This is a genomic window from Pseudomonas sp. R84 (assembly GCF_009834515.1).
Taxonomy (GTDB): domain Bacteria; phylum Pseudomonadota; class Gammaproteobacteria; order Pseudomonadales; family Pseudomonadaceae; genus Aquipseudomonas.
In genome coordinates this window covers 4,399,224-4,417,676 of the sequence record NZ_CP019426.1, presented here as the reverse complement: position 1 = coordinate 4,417,676, position 18,453 = coordinate 4,399,224, and the positions used below count along the sequence as shown (strand labels likewise).

The 18,453-nt window shown below is 56.6% G+C and carries 20 protein-coding genes and 1 pseudogene; 12 read left to right on the top strand and 9 right to left on the bottom strand.

Annotation, left to right across the window (positions count from 1 at the left end):
- On the top strand, nt 1–852 hold the full coding sequence (locus PspR84_RS19450; protein ID WP_160058790.1) for a DNA adenine methylase: 852 nt from the start codon (nt 1–3) through the stop codon (nt 850–852).
- A gap of 243 nt (nt 853–1,095) precedes the next feature.
- Here PspR84_RS19450 and PspR84_RS19445 read toward each other — a convergent pair whose 3' ends face one another.
- The gene (locus PspR84_RS19445; protein ID WP_160058789.1) at nt 1,096–1,770 is read right to left on the bottom strand and encodes a hypothetical protein; all 675 of its coding nucleotides are present in this window, start codon (nt 1,768–1,770) and stop codon (nt 1,096–1,098) included.
- A 137-nt stretch (nt 1,771–1,907) separates the two neighbouring features.
- On the opposite strand from PspR84_RS19445, the pseudogene PspR84_RS29705 reads away from it, so the two are divergent.
- A pseudogene (locus PspR84_RS29705) lies at nt 1,908–2,556 on the top strand (IS4 family transposase); the annotation flags it as partial.
- Between the two features lie 430 nt (nt 2,557–2,986).
- A complete protein-coding gene (locus tag PspR84_RS19435) occupies nt 2,987–3,349 on the top strand; it encodes a DUF6124 family protein (protein WP_122608670.1) in 363 nt (120 codons plus the stop codon).
- 87 nt (nt 3,350–3,436) lie between these two features.
- Here PspR84_RS19435 and PspR84_RS19430 read toward each other — a convergent pair whose 3' ends face one another.
- The 3 genes from PspR84_RS19430 to PspR84_RS19420 form a co-directional block, all read right to left on the bottom strand.
- On the bottom strand, nt 3,437–4,852 hold the full coding sequence (locus PspR84_RS19430) for an amino acid permease (RefSeq protein ID WP_077573797.1): 1,416 nt from the start codon (nt 4,850–4,852) through the stop codon (nt 3,437–3,439).
- 127 nt (nt 4,853–4,979) lie between these two features.
- On the bottom strand, nt 4,980–6,032 hold the full coding sequence (locus PspR84_RS19425; protein ID WP_160058787.1) for an ornithine cyclodeaminase: 1,053 nt from the start codon (nt 6,030–6,032) through the stop codon (nt 4,980–4,982).
- A gap of 50 nt (nt 6,033–6,082) precedes the next feature.
- Nucleotides 6,083–7,117: a histone deacetylase family protein gene (locus tag PspR84_RS19420; RefSeq protein WP_160058786.1), complete on the bottom strand. Its 1,035-nt coding sequence runs from the start codon at nt 7,115–7,117 to the stop codon at nt 6,083–6,085.
- Between the two features lie 119 nt (nt 7,118–7,236).
- Here PspR84_RS19420 and PspR84_RS19415 point away from each other — a divergent pair, with 119 nt between their 5' ends.
- From PspR84_RS19415 to PspR84_RS19405, 3 genes are all read left to right on the top strand, one after another.
- Nucleotides 7,237–7,737: an Lrp/AsnC family transcriptional regulator gene (locus tag PspR84_RS19415; protein ID WP_103306326.1), complete on the top strand. Its 501-nt coding sequence runs from the start codon at nt 7,237–7,239 to the stop codon at nt 7,735–7,737.
- A 413-nt stretch (nt 7,738–8,150) separates the two neighbouring features.
- Nucleotides 8,151–10,085, top strand: coding sequence for a methyl-accepting chemotaxis protein (locus tag PspR84_RS19410; protein WP_160058785.1), 1,935 nt, complete (start codon nt 8,151–8,153; stop codon nt 10,083–10,085).
- 144 nt (nt 10,086–10,229) lie between these two features.
- Nucleotides 10,230–11,009 carry an EAL domain-containing protein gene (locus tag PspR84_RS19405; protein ID WP_160058784.1) on the top strand — a complete coding sequence of 260 codons (780 nt, stop codon included), beginning with the start codon at nt 10,230–10,232 and terminating at the stop codon, nt 11,007–11,009.
- 6 nt (nt 11,010–11,015) lie between these two features.
- Here the strand turns inward: PspR84_RS19405 and pseH are convergent, their stop codons facing one another.
- Nucleotides 11,016–11,567 carry a UDP-4-amino-4,6-dideoxy-N-acetyl-beta-L-altrosamine N-acetyltransferase gene (pseH, locus tag PspR84_RS19400; RefSeq protein WP_160058783.1) on the bottom strand — a complete coding sequence of 184 codons (552 nt, stop codon included), beginning with the start codon at nt 11,565–11,567 and terminating at the stop codon, nt 11,016–11,018.
- Between the two features lie 134 nt (nt 11,568–11,701).
- On the opposite strand from pseH, the gene PspR84_RS19395 reads away from it, so the two are divergent.
- Nucleotides 11,702–11,911 (top strand): hypothetical protein, encoded by a 210-nt coding sequence (locus PspR84_RS19395; RefSeq protein ID WP_160058782.1) that lies wholly within the window; start codon nt 11,702–11,704, stop codon nt 11,909–11,911.
- A 3-nt stretch (nt 11,912–11,914) separates the two neighbouring features.
- Here the strand turns inward: PspR84_RS19395 and PspR84_RS19390 are convergent, their stop codons facing one another.
- Both PspR84_RS19390 and PspR84_RS19385 read right to left on the bottom strand, forming a co-directional pair.
- On the bottom strand, nt 11,915–12,706 hold the full coding sequence (locus PspR84_RS19390) for a transporter substrate-binding domain-containing protein (RefSeq protein WP_160058781.1): 792 nt from the start codon (nt 12,704–12,706) through the stop codon (nt 11,915–11,917).
- 58 nt (nt 12,707–12,764) lie between these two features.
- Complete coding sequence (locus PspR84_RS19385; protein WP_160058780.1) at nt 12,765–13,412, bottom strand: NAD(P)H-dependent oxidoreductase; 648 nt, start codon at nt 13,410–13,412, stop codon at nt 12,765–12,767.
- 99 nt (nt 13,413–13,511) lie between these two features.
- Between PspR84_RS19385 and PspR84_RS19380 the strand changes: the two genes are divergently transcribed.
- Nucleotides 13,512–14,366 (top strand): LysR family transcriptional regulator, encoded by an 855-nt coding sequence (locus PspR84_RS19380; RefSeq protein ID WP_160058779.1) that lies wholly within the window; start codon nt 13,512–13,514, stop codon nt 14,364–14,366.
- A 6-nt stretch (nt 14,367–14,372) separates the two neighbouring features.
- On the opposite strand, the gene PspR84_RS19375 is transcribed toward PspR84_RS19380, so the two are convergent.
- A complete protein-coding gene (locus tag PspR84_RS19375; protein WP_160058778.1) occupies nt 14,373–14,843 on the bottom strand; it encodes a hypothetical protein in 471 nt (156 codons plus the stop codon).
- A gap of 165 nt (nt 14,844–15,008) precedes the next feature.
- Between PspR84_RS19375 and PspR84_RS19370 the strand changes: the two genes are divergently transcribed.
- The 4 genes from PspR84_RS19370 to PspR84_RS19355 all read left to right on the top strand — a co-directional run bounded on the left by PspR84_RS19370 (nt 15,009) and on the right by PspR84_RS19355 (nt 17,562).
- Nucleotides 15,009–15,674 (top strand): ribonuclease T2, encoded by a 666-nt coding sequence (locus PspR84_RS19370; protein ID WP_160058777.1) that lies wholly within the window; start codon nt 15,009–15,011, stop codon nt 15,672–15,674.
- A gap of 135 nt (nt 15,675–15,809) precedes the next feature.
- Nucleotides 15,810–16,307 carry a PAAR domain-containing protein gene (locus tag PspR84_RS19365; RefSeq protein WP_150811783.1) on the top strand — a complete coding sequence of 166 codons (498 nt, stop codon included), beginning with the start codon at nt 15,810–15,812 and terminating at the stop codon, nt 16,305–16,307.
- 3 nt (nt 16,308–16,310) lie between these two features.
- Nucleotides 16,311–17,045 carry an alpha/beta hydrolase gene (locus tag PspR84_RS19360; protein WP_160058776.1) on the top strand — a complete coding sequence of 245 codons (735 nt, stop codon included), beginning with the start codon at nt 16,311–16,313 and terminating at the stop codon, nt 17,043–17,045.
- Nucleotides 17,038–17,562, top strand: coding sequence for a hypothetical protein (locus PspR84_RS19355; RefSeq protein WP_160058775.1), 525 nt, complete (start codon nt 17,038–17,040; stop codon nt 17,560–17,562). Before PspR84_RS19360 ends, PspR84_RS19355 begins: the two co-directional genes overlap by 8 nt.
- Nucleotides 17,563–17,579: 17 nt before the next feature.
- On the opposite strand, the gene PspR84_RS19350 is transcribed toward PspR84_RS19355, so the two are convergent.
- Nucleotides 17,580–18,437 carry a LysR substrate-binding domain-containing protein gene (locus PspR84_RS19350; RefSeq protein WP_160058774.1) on the bottom strand — a complete coding sequence of 286 codons (858 nt, stop codon included), beginning with the start codon at nt 18,435–18,437 and terminating at the stop codon, nt 17,580–17,582.
- Between the last annotated feature and the right edge of the window lie 16 nt (nt 18,438–18,453).

The window sequence follows — 18,453 nt, the reverse complement described above, 5'->3', positions numbered from 1 at the left end:
ATGTACGATCGTTTTTTTACTCCCTTACGCTATCCAGGGGGAAAGTCAAAGCTTTGTGGCTTTATTCGGGACTTGATCCGCGAGAATAATTTTAATGGTGGAGTTTATGTTGAACCATATGCCGGCGGCGCCGGCGTGGCTCTGGAACTGCTGCTGACAGATACTGTTTCAAAAATTCACATAAATGATTTGAATGTTGGTGTGTACAATTTTTGGATGAATGTGCTTTTGCATACTGAGCAATTCATTGAGAGGATATATTCCTGTAATCTGAATATGGATGAATGGCATTTTCAGAGGGGGGTTTTTAATAATCCGGATCAGCATAGTGGGTTTGATGTCGGTTTTGCTTTTTTCTATTTGAATAGAACTAATAGGTCAGGAATTATAAATGGTGGGGTTATTGGTGGGTACGATCAGACCGGGAATTATAAAATTGATGCTCGGTTCAATAAAGATGCCCTTGTTGAAAGGGTGATAAGAATTTCTCGGCGGGCTGATGATATTTTTCTTTACAATATGGATGCCGAATTATTTTTGCAGACGGTCGATGCGATGAATCTATCCGATGCGTTGATTTACATTGACCCGCCTTACTATGTTAACGGAAGAAGGCTTTACGATAATTTTTACGAGCATGATGATCATTGTCGTATAAGCAAGCTGGTAGCTTCTCTAAAAACCCCTTGGCTGCTTTCTTATGATGATACAGAGCAGATTCGCCGCTTTTACTCTAATAGCCGAGTAGCTGAGATTGATCTGATCTATAGTGCGCAGCGTAAAATGAAAGGTCAAGAAGTTCTCTTTTTCTCTCAAGATCTGATCGTTCCTGTCAGCTTGCAGGTCGCGTAATAGAAGGTGGCGTTGTAATTTTTAGTCCTGACCGAAAATTGAAAGGCCGGCGCAATGCAGGTTTTTTAAGTCAGACGCATGCGCTGCCACTCGCGCTTGATCGCCCGCTGCGCGCTGGCCTTCGGGTCGATCCGCGACGCCGCCCAGGTGTGGGCGCTCAACGAGCTGGAGCCGGGGCAGGCCCGGGTACAGCAGATTAACGAATGGCTGGGGGAGGAGGTGGTGCAATTCAGGCCGTATGAACTACCTGGGGTTTGATGGCGTTCCCTTTTTCGCCGGCTTTTCATGGTCTGTTTTCTCCTTGAGGTGCTTCAGGAACAGCATCTTCTCTTTGTAGCAATAGCCGGGCGTCTTTACATCGACCTGCATTGGCGCCTCATCAGGGTGTTTGGCAATTGTAGCTTTCTCTGGGAACAGCCCCCTCGCACCTTCAAGTGGCGTCACTGTCATGAGGAGCCCCTTTCTCTCGAAGCGCAACCGAGCGAAATTCTGTCGCTGACCTCCAATGAAGTCGTAGGCAACCCCCTCGAAGATATTCGAGCTGCCTTTGACCTTCCCCTCTAGGAGTACGAAGTCCCATATTGGGAAGCTCGCGCACAACGCTTTTGTAGCGATAGTGCCGTCGATTACACCCTGCTTAACATCGATCTCCAGTCGGACATCGATAGCTGAAAGGGGAAGTTCAGAGGCATCGACGTATCCTTCTGGCTGCGCTGACCAAACGCCGCTCCAGGCCTCGTCGTCGTGATACCAACTGCTGAATCTATTGACGGTCGTCTCCGCTGCGGCTGGAAGATCTGATGCGTTGGATAGAAACTCCTTGCCCTCCTTTCCGATCAGCCAAACGACACCCCCCAAGACAGCGATCCACCACCAGTTGCGCTTCAACCATGAATCGTCAGGCTTCTTTCTTCCCATGAGTCCTCACTCCGCTCGGAACTAGCGATATCTTGCCGCTTAGCCGTTCGTCAGGCTAGTGCATGCCCGGGCGCGGGCCTCGCCAAGGTCAATTTACACCTGGCGCGCGCGCTCGTCCCCCCGCCACGCCTCCCGTCAAAGCCATCGAGGCGCAAGGCTGGTATTACGTGGGTCGAGTGCGTAACCGGGACCTCTACCGCAACGACGCACAAATTTGGCTGCCGGTTAAAAACCTCTACGTCTTGGCGTCGTCCTCACCAAAATCACTGGGTCGGATCGAGATGACCCAAAGCGCTCCGCACTTCATCCATTTGTACTGCATCAGGCATTCTGCAAAGGGTTGTAAGCATCAGCGTGTCACCGGTTCAATCGCCAAAAACAAACTCAGCAGGCAATCGGCCAATCGTGAGCGAGAGCCTTGGTTATTGGCCAGCAACTTACCGGAGGATCAATGGAATCCATCGAGAATCGTGGCCATTTACAAGCAGCGTATGCAGATAGAGGACTCGCCATCGGAGTAACTTTCCACGCCGAATCGAAGTGCTTTTAATGATCTCGGCTTTGGCCAATTACATCATTTGTTTAAAGGGGTTACAGGCCCGCGAAGCGGGTCATGAACATCGTTTTCAAAGCAATAGTCTTAAACGCAGACGGGTGTTGTCGCTGTGGCGACTGGGTTTGGAATACTGGCTCAGTGGACGCGGATCAAACTCTCGAAAAACCTTGGTGAGACTTGAGCGCGCCTTGCGAGCCGAGGTACATCAACAGGCGCAGGTGTTGGAGTAGTTTGTGGGGATCCCTCAGGGACGGATCTATTTACCCGGAATGGGCTCAATTTTTCAAATTCCCAATGCAAATCTTCAATAACTCTACGTTTGTTTAAAAACGTATTGGTTCCACCATCCATGCCCTACACCACCTTGCGCCACCCCCTACACCTAAGACAGAATCCGCCGGCTTGTGCGTCTAGCTAGCGGGCTCTATCGTTCCTGTGTCACTGAAAACCAGTGATCGGGTTTGGTAGACCCGCAGCACTGATGCATTGCGTCACCCCATGCAGTCGCATTTTTGCGCCTGGATTATGGTGGCCATGCTCAGGGCTTCTTCGGAAGCGCCGGTTCCAGTGCTCCGGTCTACCAACCTGTGTATGGTCACCACCCTTCGTTTGGTAGCGAGAGTGGATGGCTCCCATTTTGTAAGTGCTGGAGTTCCATCTATGTTCAAAGTAACGCCCAACCCACCAGAAACCGATCCCGCATCCCCCTACGAATCCCTCAACTCCAAAAAACTCCACGAAGCCGCCGAGCGCGCGCTCGATCACTACCTCCTTCCCGCCGGCCACATCATGGCCAGCGTCAACGAACCCGAGCGCATGTACCTCGCCAATCCAAAGTACGACTCGGAATCCCTGCTGGCCAATGCCAGTGAAACGCTGAGTTCAGCCTCGGAAATGCTCAACAACTTCGCCGCCGCACTCGAACCCTCACACCGCAAAACCGCGCTGGGCATTGCGCAGGTGGTGATGTTGGGTGAGCTGGCGGTGAATCAGGCGTTGGATAACGTTGAGGTGAAGGCGTAAAGCCTTTCCCGCCATGGGCAGGTGAAATGCTTTTTCACGGATAACAAAAAAGCCGTCACTTTCAAGTGACGGCTTTCACTCGCAGATCTAGCCAAACTGCCCCGCCGACTCAACCGCAGATTTCGGCTTCCTCAACCGCGTCAACTGGTAAGCAATCCCCAGCCAGACAAACCACCCCGGCATGACCATCAGCGCAATCCGCGTATCAGGCCTCAACGCCAGCAGCCCCAGCACAAAGCCCAAAAACGCCAACGAAAACCAAGCCATCGGCACGCCGCCGGGCATCTTGTAAGCCGACTTCGCATGCAGATCCGGGCGTTTTTTCCGGTAGGCGATGTAAGACGCGAGGATGGTCGACCAGGTGAAGATCACCAGAATCGCCGACACGGTGGAGACGATGGTGAATGCGGTCATGACTTCCGGCACGATGAACAGCACCAGCACGCCGACCAGCATCAACAGCGTGGTGAACGCCAGGCTCAGCAGCGGCACGCTGTTGCTCGACAGTCGGCGGAATAGGCCGGGGGCGTTGTCTTGATTGGCCAGTCCGAACAGCATGCGGCTCGAGGAGAACACGCCGCTATTGGCCGAGGAGGCCGCTGAGGTCAGGACTACGAAGTTGACGATGCCGGCCGCTGCGGGAAACCCGGCGACGAGGAACAATTCGACAAAGGGGCTTTTGACGGGGGAAACCTGCTGCCACGAGGTCACGGCAATAATGCAGGTCAGCGCGAGGACGTAGAACAGGATGATCCGCAGCGGAATCGAGTTGATTGCTTTGGGCAGGGTCTTCTCTGGCGAGCGGGTTTCAGCGGCGGCGGTGCCGATCAGCTCGGTGCCGGCGAAGGAGAAGATCGCCATTTGAAATCCGGCGAAGAAGCCGAACAAGCCGTTGGGGAACGCTGCCTGTTTGTCCACCAGGTGACTCAGGGACGCGGTGACGCCACTGGGCGAGACGAACGAGCTGGCAATCAGCACGGTGCTGACGCCGATCAGAGTCACGACGGCAATGATTTTGATGATCGCGAACCAGAATTCCACTTCACCGAATAGCCTGACGGTCAGCACGTTGAGGGCGAACAGGGTCGCCAGCATGCCGACGGCGGGTATCCACGCCGGTACGTCGGGGAACCAGTACTGGAAGAATCCGCCGACCACGACGGCGTCGCCGATCACCGCCACGCTCCAGCTCAGCCAGTACGACCAGCCGAGGAAGAATGCCGCGCGCGGGCCGAGGTAGGCGCCGGCGAAGTCGGCGAAGGTTTTGAAGTTGAGGTTGGACAGGAGCATTTCGCCCATGGCGCGCATGACGAAAAACACGAACAGGCCGATGATCATGTAGATGAGGATGATCGACGTCCCGGAGAGGGCGATGATCTTGCCGGAGCCCATAAACAGGCCGGTACCGATGGCGCCGCCCATGGCCATTAATTGGATGTGACGATTGCTGAGCGTGCGCTGCAGCGCGGGCTGTTCGAGCAGCCCGGAAGGGTTCGATTTCATTGCAAAACCTCTTGATTTTATGTTTTTGAGTTTTGGCAGAAAGTAGGTGTCGAGCGTTCTTGTTAGAGGTGCAGCGGCTGATCACGAGGTGAGTCGCCCCCTGTGGCTTGGGGGCGGCGGTTAGCGATCAACTGACGGTGCGCAGACGCGAGGTTTTGGCCGGTTGCGTATCGAGCAGTTGAAAGAGGTTTTTGATGTTGGCCGGCGTCGGCACCAAGTGGATGCGCTGGCCGATTTGCTGTGCCTGCGCCAGGTCGTTGAGGTAACGCAGTGAGGAAAAGTCTTCCAGGGCAAAACCCACCGAATCGAACACCGTCACCTGTGCATCGTTTTCGCGTCCGTCGACTTCGCCCAGCACAATGCGGAAAAACTCGATCACCGGGGAATCGGTTTCCAGTTGCTGAATGTCGCCTTCAATGCGCGTTTGCGGTTCGAATTCGACGATGACCCGGGCGTTGCGCAGGATGTCGGCGTGCAGTTCGGTTTTACCCGGGCAGTCACCGCCGACCGCATTGATGTGCATGCCGGGCTCGATCATCTCCGGCGTCAGAATGGTTGCGTAGGCTTTGTCGGCGGTGACCGTGGTGACGATGTCCGCGCCCTTGACCGCGTCCTTCACCGAGCTGGCCAGAATCACTTCGATGTCCGGGAACGCGGCGAGGTTGCGCTTCAGTTTGAGGGACGCTTCGCGATCAATATCGAAGATGCGGATTTCAGTGATGCCCAACATTTCATGGAAAGCCAGTGCCTGAAACTCACTTTGCGCACCGTTGCCGATCAGGGCCATCGAGGTCGAATCCGGGCGAGCCAGCGACTTCGCGACCAGTGCCGAGGTTGCTGCGGTGCGCACGGCGGTGGTCAAGGTCAGTTCGCTGAGCAGGGTCGGATAGCCACTCTGCACATCCGCCAGAAGACCGAAGGCCATGACCGTCAGCAAGTTCTGCTGGCCGTTGTTCGGGTGGCCATTCACGTATTTGAATGAGTACTGCTGGCCGTCGTCGGTGGGCATCAACTCGATCACGCCGTCTGCCGAGTGATTGGCCGTGCGCGGCGATTTATCAAACTGCGCCCAGCGTGCGTAGTCCGCTTCGATGTAGCCGGCCATCTCACGAATGGCGCGGCGGATGCCGACTTGGGTGAACAGGCGTGCAGCATCATCGACATCAATAAAAAGCGTCATGGTCTTATTCTCCGATCCAGTCATTGAAAGGTTGTAGAGCGCGGGCTGGCTCAGCTGCGTTTGCTCTCGAAACCGTGCAGCACGTTGACTGCATTGATGCCGATCTCATCGACCATGTAGCCACCCTCCATGACGAACAGGGTCGGGCAGCCGACGCTGGCGATCAGTTCGCCGATGCCGATGAAGTCATCGCTTTCCAGCAGGAAGTGGCTGATGGGGTCGTCCTTGAACGTGTCGACACCGAGGGAAATCACCAGCACTTCAGGGGCGAATTGCTGGAGTTTTTTGCAGGCGTGGACCAGGGCGTTGCGATAGCTCTCCCAGGTGGTGTTTTTCGGCAGGGGATAGTTGAGGTTGTAACCCTCGCCGACGCCCGCGCCGACTTCGTGGCTGTAACCCGAGAAGTACGGATAGGACACCGCCGGTTCGCCGTGCAACGAGACGAACATGACGTCGCTGCGCTGGTAAAAAATGTTCTGCGTACCGTTGCCGTGGTGGAAGTCGACATCCAGCACCGCGACACGTTTGGCTCCCTGAGTGATGGCTTGTTGCGCGGCAATGGCGGCGTTGTTGAGGTAGCAATAACCGCCCATGTATTCGCGTGCGGCGTGATGGCCGGGCGGGCGGCACAGGGCGAAGGCGCTGTCGTGGCCTTCATCGAGCAGGGCCAGGCCGGTGAGGGCAATATCGGCGCTGGTTTTCACCGCTTGCCAGGTCGTCGCGGTGATCGGCGAACCGGCATCCATGGCATAGAAGCCGAGCTTGCCGTCGATGAACGTCGGCACCTCTTCGCCGGCCAGATCGCGCACCGGCCACACCAGCGGCAAGGCGTCGTGCGTGCGACCGGTTGCGCACCATTCGCTCCAGGCACTTTCGAGAAAACTGACGTAGCGCTCGCTGTGCGCGTTGACGTAGCACGAGCGATCAAACGCGCGCGGTTCGACGATCTGCCCGAGGCCGACCTGTTTGACTCGGTTGTGCACGGTGTCGGCGCGACTCGGTTGTTCGAACGACGGCTTGAGCACGCCGTCTTTCAATTCGGTGCCGTGGTGCAACCGGTGGGAATCACTGAAAACTGTAAACATTCTGCGCATCCGTTATTGTTAGCCAGTGCAAATATTCTGTTCCGGCTAGGCTGCGCTTTCTTTGCTTTGTGTTCGGGATTCAGTCGATTATTCGGGCGTTTTTACTCAGGAATGGCGTCATGCAGAAAAAAATATCCAAACGCATCAGCCTCGACGAGACCGATCTGGCGATTCTTGAGTTGTTGCAGGAAGACGCGAGTATTTCCAACGCTGAACTCAGCGAGCGGCTGTCGCTGAGCCTTACGCCGTGCTGGCGGCGACGCAAGCGCATGGAGGAGGCGGGAGTGATCAAGGGCTATCAGGCCAACCTTGATCGGCGAATGCTCGGGCTGGATATCATGGCGTTCGTGCACATTCGTTTTTCCACCCATGCCGACCATGCACCGGACGCTTTCGAGGCGGTGATTGCGCAATTGCCGCAGGTGGTGGCCTGCCACAAGATCACCGGCGATGCCGATTATGTGTTGCAGGTGTTGGCGGAGGATCTTGATAGCTACAGCGACTTTATCGAGCAGGTGCTCCGGCGTCAGGTGGGGATTGCGTCGATCCAGTCCAGCCTGGCATTGCGCGAGGTCAAGACTGGGAGCCGGATTGCGATTCCCAAGCCGGCAAAGGACTGAGCGGACAGGCATCTGGATCAGCATTTTCAGCCCCGTTTTACATCAGTAGCGATGTGCCATAAAGCGTGATGGCAATGCGTCATCACGCAGCTGTAAAAGTTCAACGATTGTACAAAAATATAAAGTTGTACAAGTTTTCGCAAAATTACTAGCATCCCTCCAGACACCTTTGCTGAAACGATAAATCCAGCGTGCAGACCCTCTGTTTGCGACGTGATGGGTTTGTCTGCCGATGCTCGCGTCGGGTTTCTTCTCGACGCTTCGACAGCATCTGCATTTTGCATTTTCGGGACAGCTGGAGCGTCCCGTATTACGCCTTGGATGACGACCCCCGAATGTCTGGACGGTGACTGTGGTTACCGGAGATCAATTTTTTGTGCCTGGCGTTTCGCGTCAGGGCGTTGAGGCTGAATATGGCAGTTGCATCGAATTTCCTGGGTGACATCAAAGTTTCCCGCAAGCTGGGAACCGGCTTCGGCATTCTTCTGCTGGCTGTTTTGGCGGTTGCCTTCATTGGCTATAACAGCAACAGCGTGCTGGTTGATCGCTTGAGTACGACGCGTCTGATCGGCACGCTGAATGACGCTACGCAAGAGATGCGTCTTTCCGAGAAACAGTACGAAGCCGCCGCTGATGCAGCGTTCGCCGACGCCTATAACGCTCAGTTGAATGTCTTGCAGGGCCTTGTCAGCAAGGCCCTGGAAACGTTGACTCGCGCTGAAAACCAGCAAGCCTTGAAGGCCTTGCAAACGACGATTGTCGCCTACGACCAGAAGGTCAAGCGGTTGATCGCTGCCGATAAGTCGACCACCGATGCTCTGAAGCCCTTGAGTGCGCTGTCGGACAAGTACGCGCAAACTTTTGCCGGCATGCTTGAAGGCACCACGACCAGTGCGCTGGCGTCTGCCGATGGCGAACGCGTTCGGGATCTGCGCACGGTGGCCGATTTGCGCAATGGCATGACCACGTTTCGCCTGATGTTGCGTCGTTACATTGCGGTGCCTAACGAGGCGAACAAAAACCTGATGATGGAAACCATCGATACCTTCTTGAGTGATATCACCAAGGCGCGTACCAGCCTGCCGGCGACCCTGTCGAGTCAACTGGAAGAAGCGCATGCCGGCATGCGTCGTTATCGCGAAGTATTGGTGGAAGTGGCCGGGCTGTTTGAGCAGAAGCAGAACATGCGCGAGCAGGTCGACCAGGAAAGCAAGGCGATGGACAAGATCATGAATGGCCTGATGGACACCCAGCAGCGCCTGGCGCGTGAGGATCAACACTCAGCCTTTGTTCAGATCTCCGTATTGACCGTGTTGGCGCTGGTGATCGGGCTGTTTGCTTCGCTGGTCATCTCGCGCCAGATCACTTCGCCACTGGCGCTGACGGTTGAACTGGCTCGACGTATTGCCAAGGGCGACCTGACGGTACAGGCCAAATCAAACCGCAAAGACGAGTTGGGCGATCTGCAAAATGCGATGCAGGAAATGGCGCAGAACCTGAACACGCTGGTGCAAGGTATCGGCAACGGAGTCACGCATATTTCCACTTCTGCGCAAAAGCTCTCGGCCATGAGCGAGCAGACCAGTGCCGGTGTGCGTCAGCAAAAAAGCGAAGTGGATCAAGTCGCCACGGCGATGCACGAAATGGCTTCGACGGTGCAGGAAGTTGCGCGTAACACCACCGATGCGTCCGCCGCCGCGACGTTGGTCGATCAACAGGCTCGCCACGGCAGTACGGTGGTTAAGCAGGCGACGTTGCAGATCAGTGAACTCGCTGTGGCCATCGAAGAGCTGGGCGGCGCGATGAACGTGCTGTCTCAGGACAGCGAGCAGATCGGCAAAGTGATCGATGTCATCAAAGCCGTCGCCGAGCAGACCAATCTGCTCGCGTTGAATGCCGCTATCGAAGCCGCACGGGCGGGAGAGCAGGGGCGTGGTTTCGCTGTGGTGGCAGACGAGGTGCGCTCGCTGGCTCAACGCACGCAGGACTCGACCAAGGAAATCGAAGCGCTGATCGTCACCCTGCAACAAGGCGCGCAAGCGGCCTCGACCCTGATGGCCTCCAGCCGCGAGCGCACCCTCGATACGGTGGTGTTGGCGCAGAAGGCCGAGTTGGCGATTACCGAGATCAATCAGTCCATTGGTACGATCCAGGAGATGAGCCTGCAGATCTCGGCCGCTGCCGAGCAGCAAAGTGCCGTGGCCGACGAAATCAATCGCAGCATCGTCAGCGTACGGGATGTGGCTGACCAGTCGGCGGTTGCCAGTGAAGAGAGTGCAGCTGCGACGGTTGAGTTGGCGTCACTGGGGCAGGACTTGCAGCGAATGACGGCGCATTTTCGCACTTGATTTTTGGAACGATGAATCTGCAGCGATTTCGAATATTCAAGCGTCGCAGGGCTAGCGTTGGGGCGTGGTGAGCAGGTGACTCGGTTCAACAGCAGTTTTTTACCTATAGTCAGGGAAGGTTACAACCCGTTATCAGGGGGTGTCATGACCGAATTTCCAGAATCATTCACGTCACGCGGAGGCTGCGAGGGCTGTAAGGACAAAAGCGTGCCGGACATGGATTTCGCCTTCGCTTTTCAGCCCATTGTGGATGTGCGTGATCAAACGATTTTTGCCCATGAGGCCTTGGTTCGCGGCCTGAAAGGCGAGGGCGCCTTGTCAGTGCTGGAGCAGGTCGACGATCAAAACCGTTACCGATTTGATCAACTGTGTCGAGTACGGGCGATTTCCACGGCGGCTGAGTTAGGGATGACGCAGTTCTTGTCGATCAACTTTTTGCCGAATGCCGTTTACCGTCCGGAAATGTGCATTCGCAGCACGCTGGAAGCGGCGCGTGCTCACGGCTTCCCACTGGAGCGGCTGATCTTCGAGGCGGTGGAGGGCGAGCACGTTGAGAGCAACAAGCATTTGATGAATATCTTGCGCGAGTATCGTGAGTTTGGTTTCAAGACGGCGATCGACGACTTTGGCGCAGGCTATTCCGGCCTTAACTTATTGGCGGATTTCCAGCCGGATCTGATCAAGCTGGATATGGCGCTGATCCGCGATATTCACCGTGACCGAGTTCGCCAGACCATTGTGCGTAACGTGGTGAACATGTGTACCGAGTTGGGCGTGGAGGTGATCGCCGAGGGCATAGAAGTTGCCGAGGAACGAGATTTTCTCGCCGACTGCGGCATCTATTTGATGCAGGGGTACTGGTTCGCCAAGCCCGCTTTCAAATCGCTGGCGCAGATCCCGACAAGTGCGTGGCAGAAGAGATGATCGCTTTCAGCTCGCACTGATCCGCTCGATAACGGGGACCAGCGTTGGACGTTTGTTGCGCCATTCAGCGTTGGTAATCCCCAACAACACCACATCGACCCGAACCCCATCCTTCACCACGTTCTGCCGCCGAACACCTTCAATCTCAAACCCGAACTTCTGGTGCATCTTCACCACTGCCGCATTCATCGCCAACACTTCGCAATTCAGCTTTTCCAGCCCCGCCACGCCAAACGCGTAATCGAGCATCCAGAACTCGACCACACTGCCCAGGCCCTTACCCTGCAACCCGACGTCCAGATAAAACGCCCAATCCGCGCTCTTGTGCAAAACGTTGATCGCATTCAACGAAACAACCCCGACGGCCTGCTCATCCCTGATCACCACAAACACTTGCTGGCGTGGGTTGCCCTGCAACGAGTCCAGCCAGTTGGCATGTTCCGCTTCGCTGATTTCATGCGAGGTGTACATGAATTTGCGCACGTCCGGCTGGTTGCGCAGGGTGCGCACGTGGGCCTGGATGGCGGGACTGGCGTCGGTGAGGGGCAGGAATTGCATGGGGATGTCCTTGTCGGCGGGTAGCGATTCTGAACCGGCGCTGTCGATCAGCAAAGTTTCATCTTGCCGCGTGCGGTGCAGGCCTAGGATGTTGGCACAAGATCGTCGCTGTTCATCCCGAGGGGAATCGTGCCATGAGCGCCAATGTCGTCAAAGTGCTGTTGATTGTTGCTGTGTCGGTGTTGAGTGCCTGTTCGGGCGCGGGTGGCTTGACCACCACCAGTTGTTTCTCCAGCGACTGTCAGTCGCCGGAGGGGCGCAACGCCAATACGTTGAAGTTTGGTGGCAACAGTATCGGCAGCAGTCTCAATCAGTACAGCTCCGGGATGTTGCATGACGATTGAGGATTACTGCGCGGCAGGTACGGCAATCCACTCGCTCAGGGTTTGCTGATATTTGCCGGTGACTTTGCTCAAGTGCAGCCACTGATCGACATACAGTTTCCAGCTGATGTCATCGCGCGGCAGCAAGTAAGCCTTTTCGCCATATTGCATGTACTGATGCGGATTCACCGCGCACAAGCCCGGTTTGAGTTTCTGCTGATACAGCGCTTCCGAGGCGTCGGTGATCATCACGTCGGCCTGGTTGTCGAGCAGTTGCTGGAAGATCGTCACGTTGTCGTGCAGGGCCAGTTGCGCTTTGGGCAGGAAGGCGTGGACGAAGGCTTCGTTGGTGCCGCCGGCGGGTTCGACCAGGCGCACGTTGGGCTGGTTGATCTGTTCGACCGTCTGGTACTTGCTGACATCAGCGCAGCGCACCAGCGGGATCTTGCCGTCGGTGTCGAGGGTGTTGCTGAAGTAGGCTTTTTTCTGCCGTTCGAGCGTCACCGAGATGCCGCCCATGCCGATGTCGCACTTGCCGGCCTGCATGTCCGGCATCAGGGTTTTCCAGGTGGTTTGCACCCATTGCACTTTGACCCCGAGGCTGTCGGCCAGCGAACGGGCCATGGCGATGTCGATGCCTTCGAAGTCGCCGTCGGGGCGTTTGAAGGTGTAGGGCTTATAGTCGCCGGTGGTGCACACGCGCAACTGGCCTTGTTGCTGGATGCTGTCGAGGTGCGACGTGTTTTCCTGCGCTTGAACGGCGGAGGCGAATGTGAGCGCACCGCAAAGGATCATCGTGCTTTTTAGAATTGTCATTGAGATCGGGTTTCCGACAAGGAAGGTGGCCCAGTGTAGTGAAACGCTTTCGTCGGTGTCACCCAGCTCGCACCAGGCGATCTGCCAGATCCCGCGCCTGTTGTGAGGCCAGCAGCCGCGAGTTGCGGTCGAGGTCTTCCCCGAGAATGGTCTTTTCGACGATCAGCGCGTGCACATCAGTGATCCCGACAAATTCGAGCCACGCTTGCATGTAGGGTTTCTGAAAGTCGAACCGCCCGGCGGGCGTGGTCGATTGCGCAGAAAAATCCAGGCCGCGGGCATAGGCAACCACAGCGGTTTTTCCGTGCAGCAACCCTTGCGGGCCAAGCTGCGGGTCGAAGCTGAAGAGGATGTCCTTCTGTGACACCAGGTCGATGTAGTGCTTGAGTTTGTAAGGAATGCTGTAATTCCACAGCGGTACTGACATCACCAGAATGTCGGCACGGTGCAGGTGGGCGGCGAGTGCCTCGAGTTCTTCCCAGACCGTTTGTTGGGCTGGTGTTCGCGCTATTCCGTTGAGTCCTGCGTACTTGGCGTTCATCGCCTCTTCGCCGAACTCCGGCAGTGGCATGCCCCACAGGTCGAGGGTTTCGACGTGTGTCTGCGGATGATGCTGCAGATAGCGATCGATAAAGCTGCGGGCCACTTGCAGTGACGCGGAGCGTTGTTTGCGCGGTGAGCATTCAATGTGCAGAAGGGTGGTCACGATAAGCCTCGGCAGTCGGGGGGAATGCGAGGCATTGCAACATAGCGCGCTTCAAACTATAAATCGTGAATAAATCGGTCATTGATCACGTATCTCACTATGTTTGACGCCCTGTTGCTCAAGACCTTTGTCACCGTTGTCGATGAGGACGGCTTCAGTCGTGCGGCGGAAAAACTGCATCTGACCCAGTCGGCGGTCAGCGGTCATCTGCGCCGACTCGAAGAACAAGTCGGCAAACCGCTGCTCAAGCGCACCACTCGTTCTCAGCAACTCACCGCTGATGGCGAACGCCTGATCGCCTATGCGCGGACGATTCTGGCGTTGAATCGCGATGCCTGGGCGCAGCTCACGGGCACACCGTTTCAGGGGCGGATGCGGATTGGCCTGTCCGAGGATTTTGTCGAGGCGCGTTTGTTGCGCGCGTTGCAGGATTGCGCGGCGCAGCATCCAGGCATGGAGCTCGATGTGCAGGTGAATATTCCGGGAACGCTGCTGGGCCAGATGCAGCAGGGCGATCTGGAGATGGTCATCGGCTCGCAGTGCGAAACCGGCGCATCGGGGCGTTTACTTTGGCAAGAACCGCTGGTGTGGGCGTGGGCCGCACAACCCGTGATTCAACTGCCGACGCCATTGCCGCTGGCGCTGTTTCCTGAGCCGTGTCCGTATCGTGAGGCGGCGCTGACGCGTTTGGCTCAGGCGGGCATTGCTCAGCGTACCGCGATGCTGTGTTCGAGCACCGCCGGGTTGCGCGCGGCGGCATTGTCCGGATTTGCCGTGGCGCCGGTGCCGGCGAGTCAGTTGGGGCAGGGGTTGACGGCGCTCGGCGCGGAACAGGGCTTGCCGGTGTTACCGGATGCGCAGTTCCGCTTGTTTGTCGCGCCTCACGTTGAGCCGCAGATGATCGATGCGCTATCGCAGGTGATCGTCGAGTTTTGCTCGGCGCGGCGGCAGTAATCGCGGCTAGAGGCCGAGGCCTTCCTGCACCGCGAGCAAAAGATTGTTTTCGGTCAGCGCGATGGCATCCAGTTGCTGGCCTGTTTCAATCGACTGCACCCACCAATGGCTTTCACCATGCTCATCCACGGTACGCAGCAGATAGGTGTCCGTGGCTGACGGGATGATTTGCACGCGTCCGGCGCCATCCTCGGTAAACCGCGCAATGGGATCGAATGTCAGGGTTTGATGATTGGCTTCGATCACCAGTTGGTCGATGGCGTAATCGTGGGATTCACCATCGGGTGAGGTTTCGCAAACGTGGGTCGGATTGCGGCGAATCTTCAGGCCGACTTCGATCACCGGTTTCAGCCACTCTTCGATACGGTGGAACAGGCTGTCTACCTGCTTCGGCCAGCAATCGATCTCCAGCGCGGCATCCGCATGCGTGTGCCGGGTTTGCTTGAGTTTGGCGGCGAGTTCGTCTGCTTTACTCATTTCGGATCCCTTGGTTTGATGTCTGCCTGATAATCGTAGACCTTTCAACGGCGTACGGTGTTGCCTTGCGTCATGCGCTTGCAACACAAGCGTGTCGAAATCAGCGCTGGCCAAGTCTGGTCAGGATCGAAAACCACGGACGCAGGCGTCCCAAGGAGCGGGTAGATGAAAAAGCTGTTTACAATTTTGGCAGTGATTGCGCTGACGGTCGGTAGCATCGGTTTGAGTTCGGCGCGCCAATCGCAGTCGAGCAAAGCGCAGGCGGAATCGGTGGCGGGGGTGTTCGATTACTACCTGCTGGCGTTGTCCTGGTCGCCGACCTTTTGCCTTACGCATAAAGATGACTCGCAGTGCACGGGCAAGGGCTATGGCTTCGTGCTGCACGGTTTGTGGCCGCAATACGCCAAGGGTGGCTGGCCGGAATCCTGCCCACCGCTGACCACGCTGAACGCGGCGCAAACCAGCCAGGGCCTGATGCTGTTCCCGACCAAAAAACTGCTCGACCACGAATGGTCCAAGCACGGCACCTGCAGCGGCCTCGGCGCAATGGGCTATCTGGATGAAGCGGACAAAGCCGTGGCGGCGGTGAAAATCCCCGATGAGCTGCAACCGTTCAGCAGTTCCTATTACTTCGAAGCCCAGGAAATTGCCGACCTGTTCCGCAAGGCCAACCCGGGGATTCCGGCCGATGGCATCGCGGTCATTTGCAGCGGCCCGGAGTTGTCGGAAGTGCGCGTGTGCATGGGCAAGGATTTGCAGTTCGGCGCCTGTGGCAAGGGCGTGAAAACCCAATGCCGCGCGGGGGATATCCGGGTGCCGCCGTCGCGCTAACCTGAGCGGTTTCCACGTATCAAAAAGGCGCCCGATCGGGCGCCTTTTTTGGTCTGAAGGTTTGAAGTACCCGGCGAACTCCCGCATGCTTGCGCCCCCGAAAGGATGACCACGTAACATCGCAAGGAGCTGTTCATGAGCGGAAAACCCGCCGCCCGCGTCACCGATCCAACCGCCTGCCCATTGCCGGGACATGGCACCAATCCCATTGTCAGTGGCTCCCCGAATGTGAATTTCGACGGCTTGGCGGCTGCGCGGATGACTGACAAATCCGCCTGCGGCAGCCCGATTACCGGCGCTGTTGCGTCGACGGTGTTCATCAACGGTTTGAACGCCGCGACACTGGACAGCACCGGTGGGCACGGCAACGTCGTCATCGGCGGTTCAGGCACGGTCATCATCGGTGACACGGTGACGTCGGCTCCCTTCAGTGGTTTGCTGCCGATGCCGGTGCATTTCACTGACAGGTTGAAACTGGTCAATGACGTGACCGGCGAGCCCATGCCTGATCATCCTTACGTTATTCAGCGCGCTGACGGGCGTCTGGAACATGGGGTGTCTGACGCGAACGGATTTACTCACCAAGTCAGCTCGCATCTGCCTGAAACCATCAAGTTGTTTTTGGAGGAGTGAGGCATGGCTGCTGAAACGGTAACGTGCGCGAAGGGCAACAATTACAAGCTGCACAAGGAACATGCGCTGACGGACAAGAAGGATGTCAGTGACAAGCCTGTGCCGGTGGAGAGTACCAAGGCGATTGTTCTATTTGTTGGTGGGGCTGGCGACAAAGAGAGTTATTACTTTTCCGGACCGTATAAAAATATCCGAGAGGCATGGGTGACATTTGATGACCGCACCCGAAAGTTGCAAGAGCAGGGTAGATATAAGTCAGATTGGTTGGGCTACAACGAGGTCAGAGGTAAACAGGATATTCAGCGTCATGTCTTGAGCCTTATTCCTTACAAGAGTTGTCCTGTTTATATCGTCGGACATAGCCTCGGTGGATGGAATGGCGCTCATCTGACAAAAATCATGTCGGAATGGGGCTACCGGGTTCAGATGCTGATCACTCTTGATCCGGTAGGAGAGGGGGCTTTGGTTTGGCTGGGGTCGGATATTTATCGCGAGCGACCTGAGCCAATTACCAATGACTGGATAAATATCAAGGCTGCACCCACTCAGAGAGACCCGTCAGATGGGGTGGCTGACTTTGGCGAGAAATGGCTTGTTTCATGCGGTCCCTCGGTGAATGTCAGTGTTGATACGAACCATGCCAATGCATTCGGGCTATTCAATGCGCCCATAGCAGGCAGGAAATCGGCGAGCGACTTCTTGTTTGAATCCATCATGAAGGAGTTTCCGGGTGAATAAGTTTTTACTTTGCGTATTTCTATGTATTTGTTCCGGGTGTGCTAAAGATCATATAAAACCACCTGCGAACTTGGTCTTCCGTTCTGTTGAGAGGGATGATAGTTCGCTTTTGTATGTCATTCGGTATCACTCGGATGTCGATGTCCTTAATCTTTTTGATCGAGGAGAAAGGGTGGGTATGGCTTCAGGCATGCTCGAGTGCGCTTTGTCGGATGACCAAGATTTTTCTATTAAGAAATTTATGCGATTTACTGCATTTGGTGTAATACAACCCGAAAAAGACGTCAGCAGTAAAATGGGGTTCTCCTACTTGACCCGTACATTCATGAGTGAACTTTCAAACGGTGGGGGTTCGCAGCGAGACTTGTCAGCGTCAGAACTAAACCAGCTCCTATCCAACAAACAACAAATCCCCTGCAAAGTCGTCGTCACCGCCTACGGCTACAAACCCTACTACTCCAACACCATGAACATACCCGTCGCGGATCTGCTGCGGGAAATCAACACACCCCGATAACAGAACCAAGGGGGATTTCAGGCAAATCCCCCCGCATCCACGCCCAACTCCCCACGCAAAAACTCCACCAGACCGCGCTGCAACCCGCTCAAAACCCCCTCACGGCTAACCAACGCCAATTCCGTCGGCGCCAGTTCCGGCAAATCCATACACACCTGATGCTCAGGCAACACCGCCGACACTGGCAGCACCGACACCCCCAACCCCGACGCCACTGCCGCTTGAATCCCGGTCAGGCTGTGGCTGCCGAACGCCACCCGCCAAGGTCGCTGAGCAACATCGAGCAAACGAATGGCGCGCTGCCGATACAGGCAGCCTTGCGGAAACAACGCCAACGGCAACACGTCAGTGGAAGAATCAAACTCCGCACCTTTGACCCACACCAGTCGTTCCGGCCAGGTCGCCCACGCCGGGCCGCTGTCGGGTTCGCGTTTGATCAGGGCGATGTCGATGTCGCCGGCATCGAGGCGCTGGCGCAGATCGAGGCTCATGCCGCTGAGGGTTTCCAGCCGCGCTTGCGGATGGCTGCGGGTGAAGCCGGCGAGAATCAGCGCCATGCGCCGCGCGTCGAAGTCTTCCGGCATGCCGATACGGAGGATTTCCAGGTCGAGGTCGCTGGCCAAGGCTTCAGTGGCTTCGGCGGACAGCGCGAGCAAACGGCGCGCGTAGTGAATCAACAATTCGCCGTGCTCGGTGACGGCGACATTCAGCCCGGTACGGTCGCGCAGCAGCAGGGCATGGCCGACCAACTCCTCGAGTTTGCGCACCTGCTGGCTGACCGTCGATTGGGTGCGGTGCACGCGCTCGGCGGCGCGGGTGAAGCTGCCTTCGTCGACCACGCAGACAAAGGTTTTCAGCAATTCCAGGTCCAGCATGGCGATGCTCTCGATA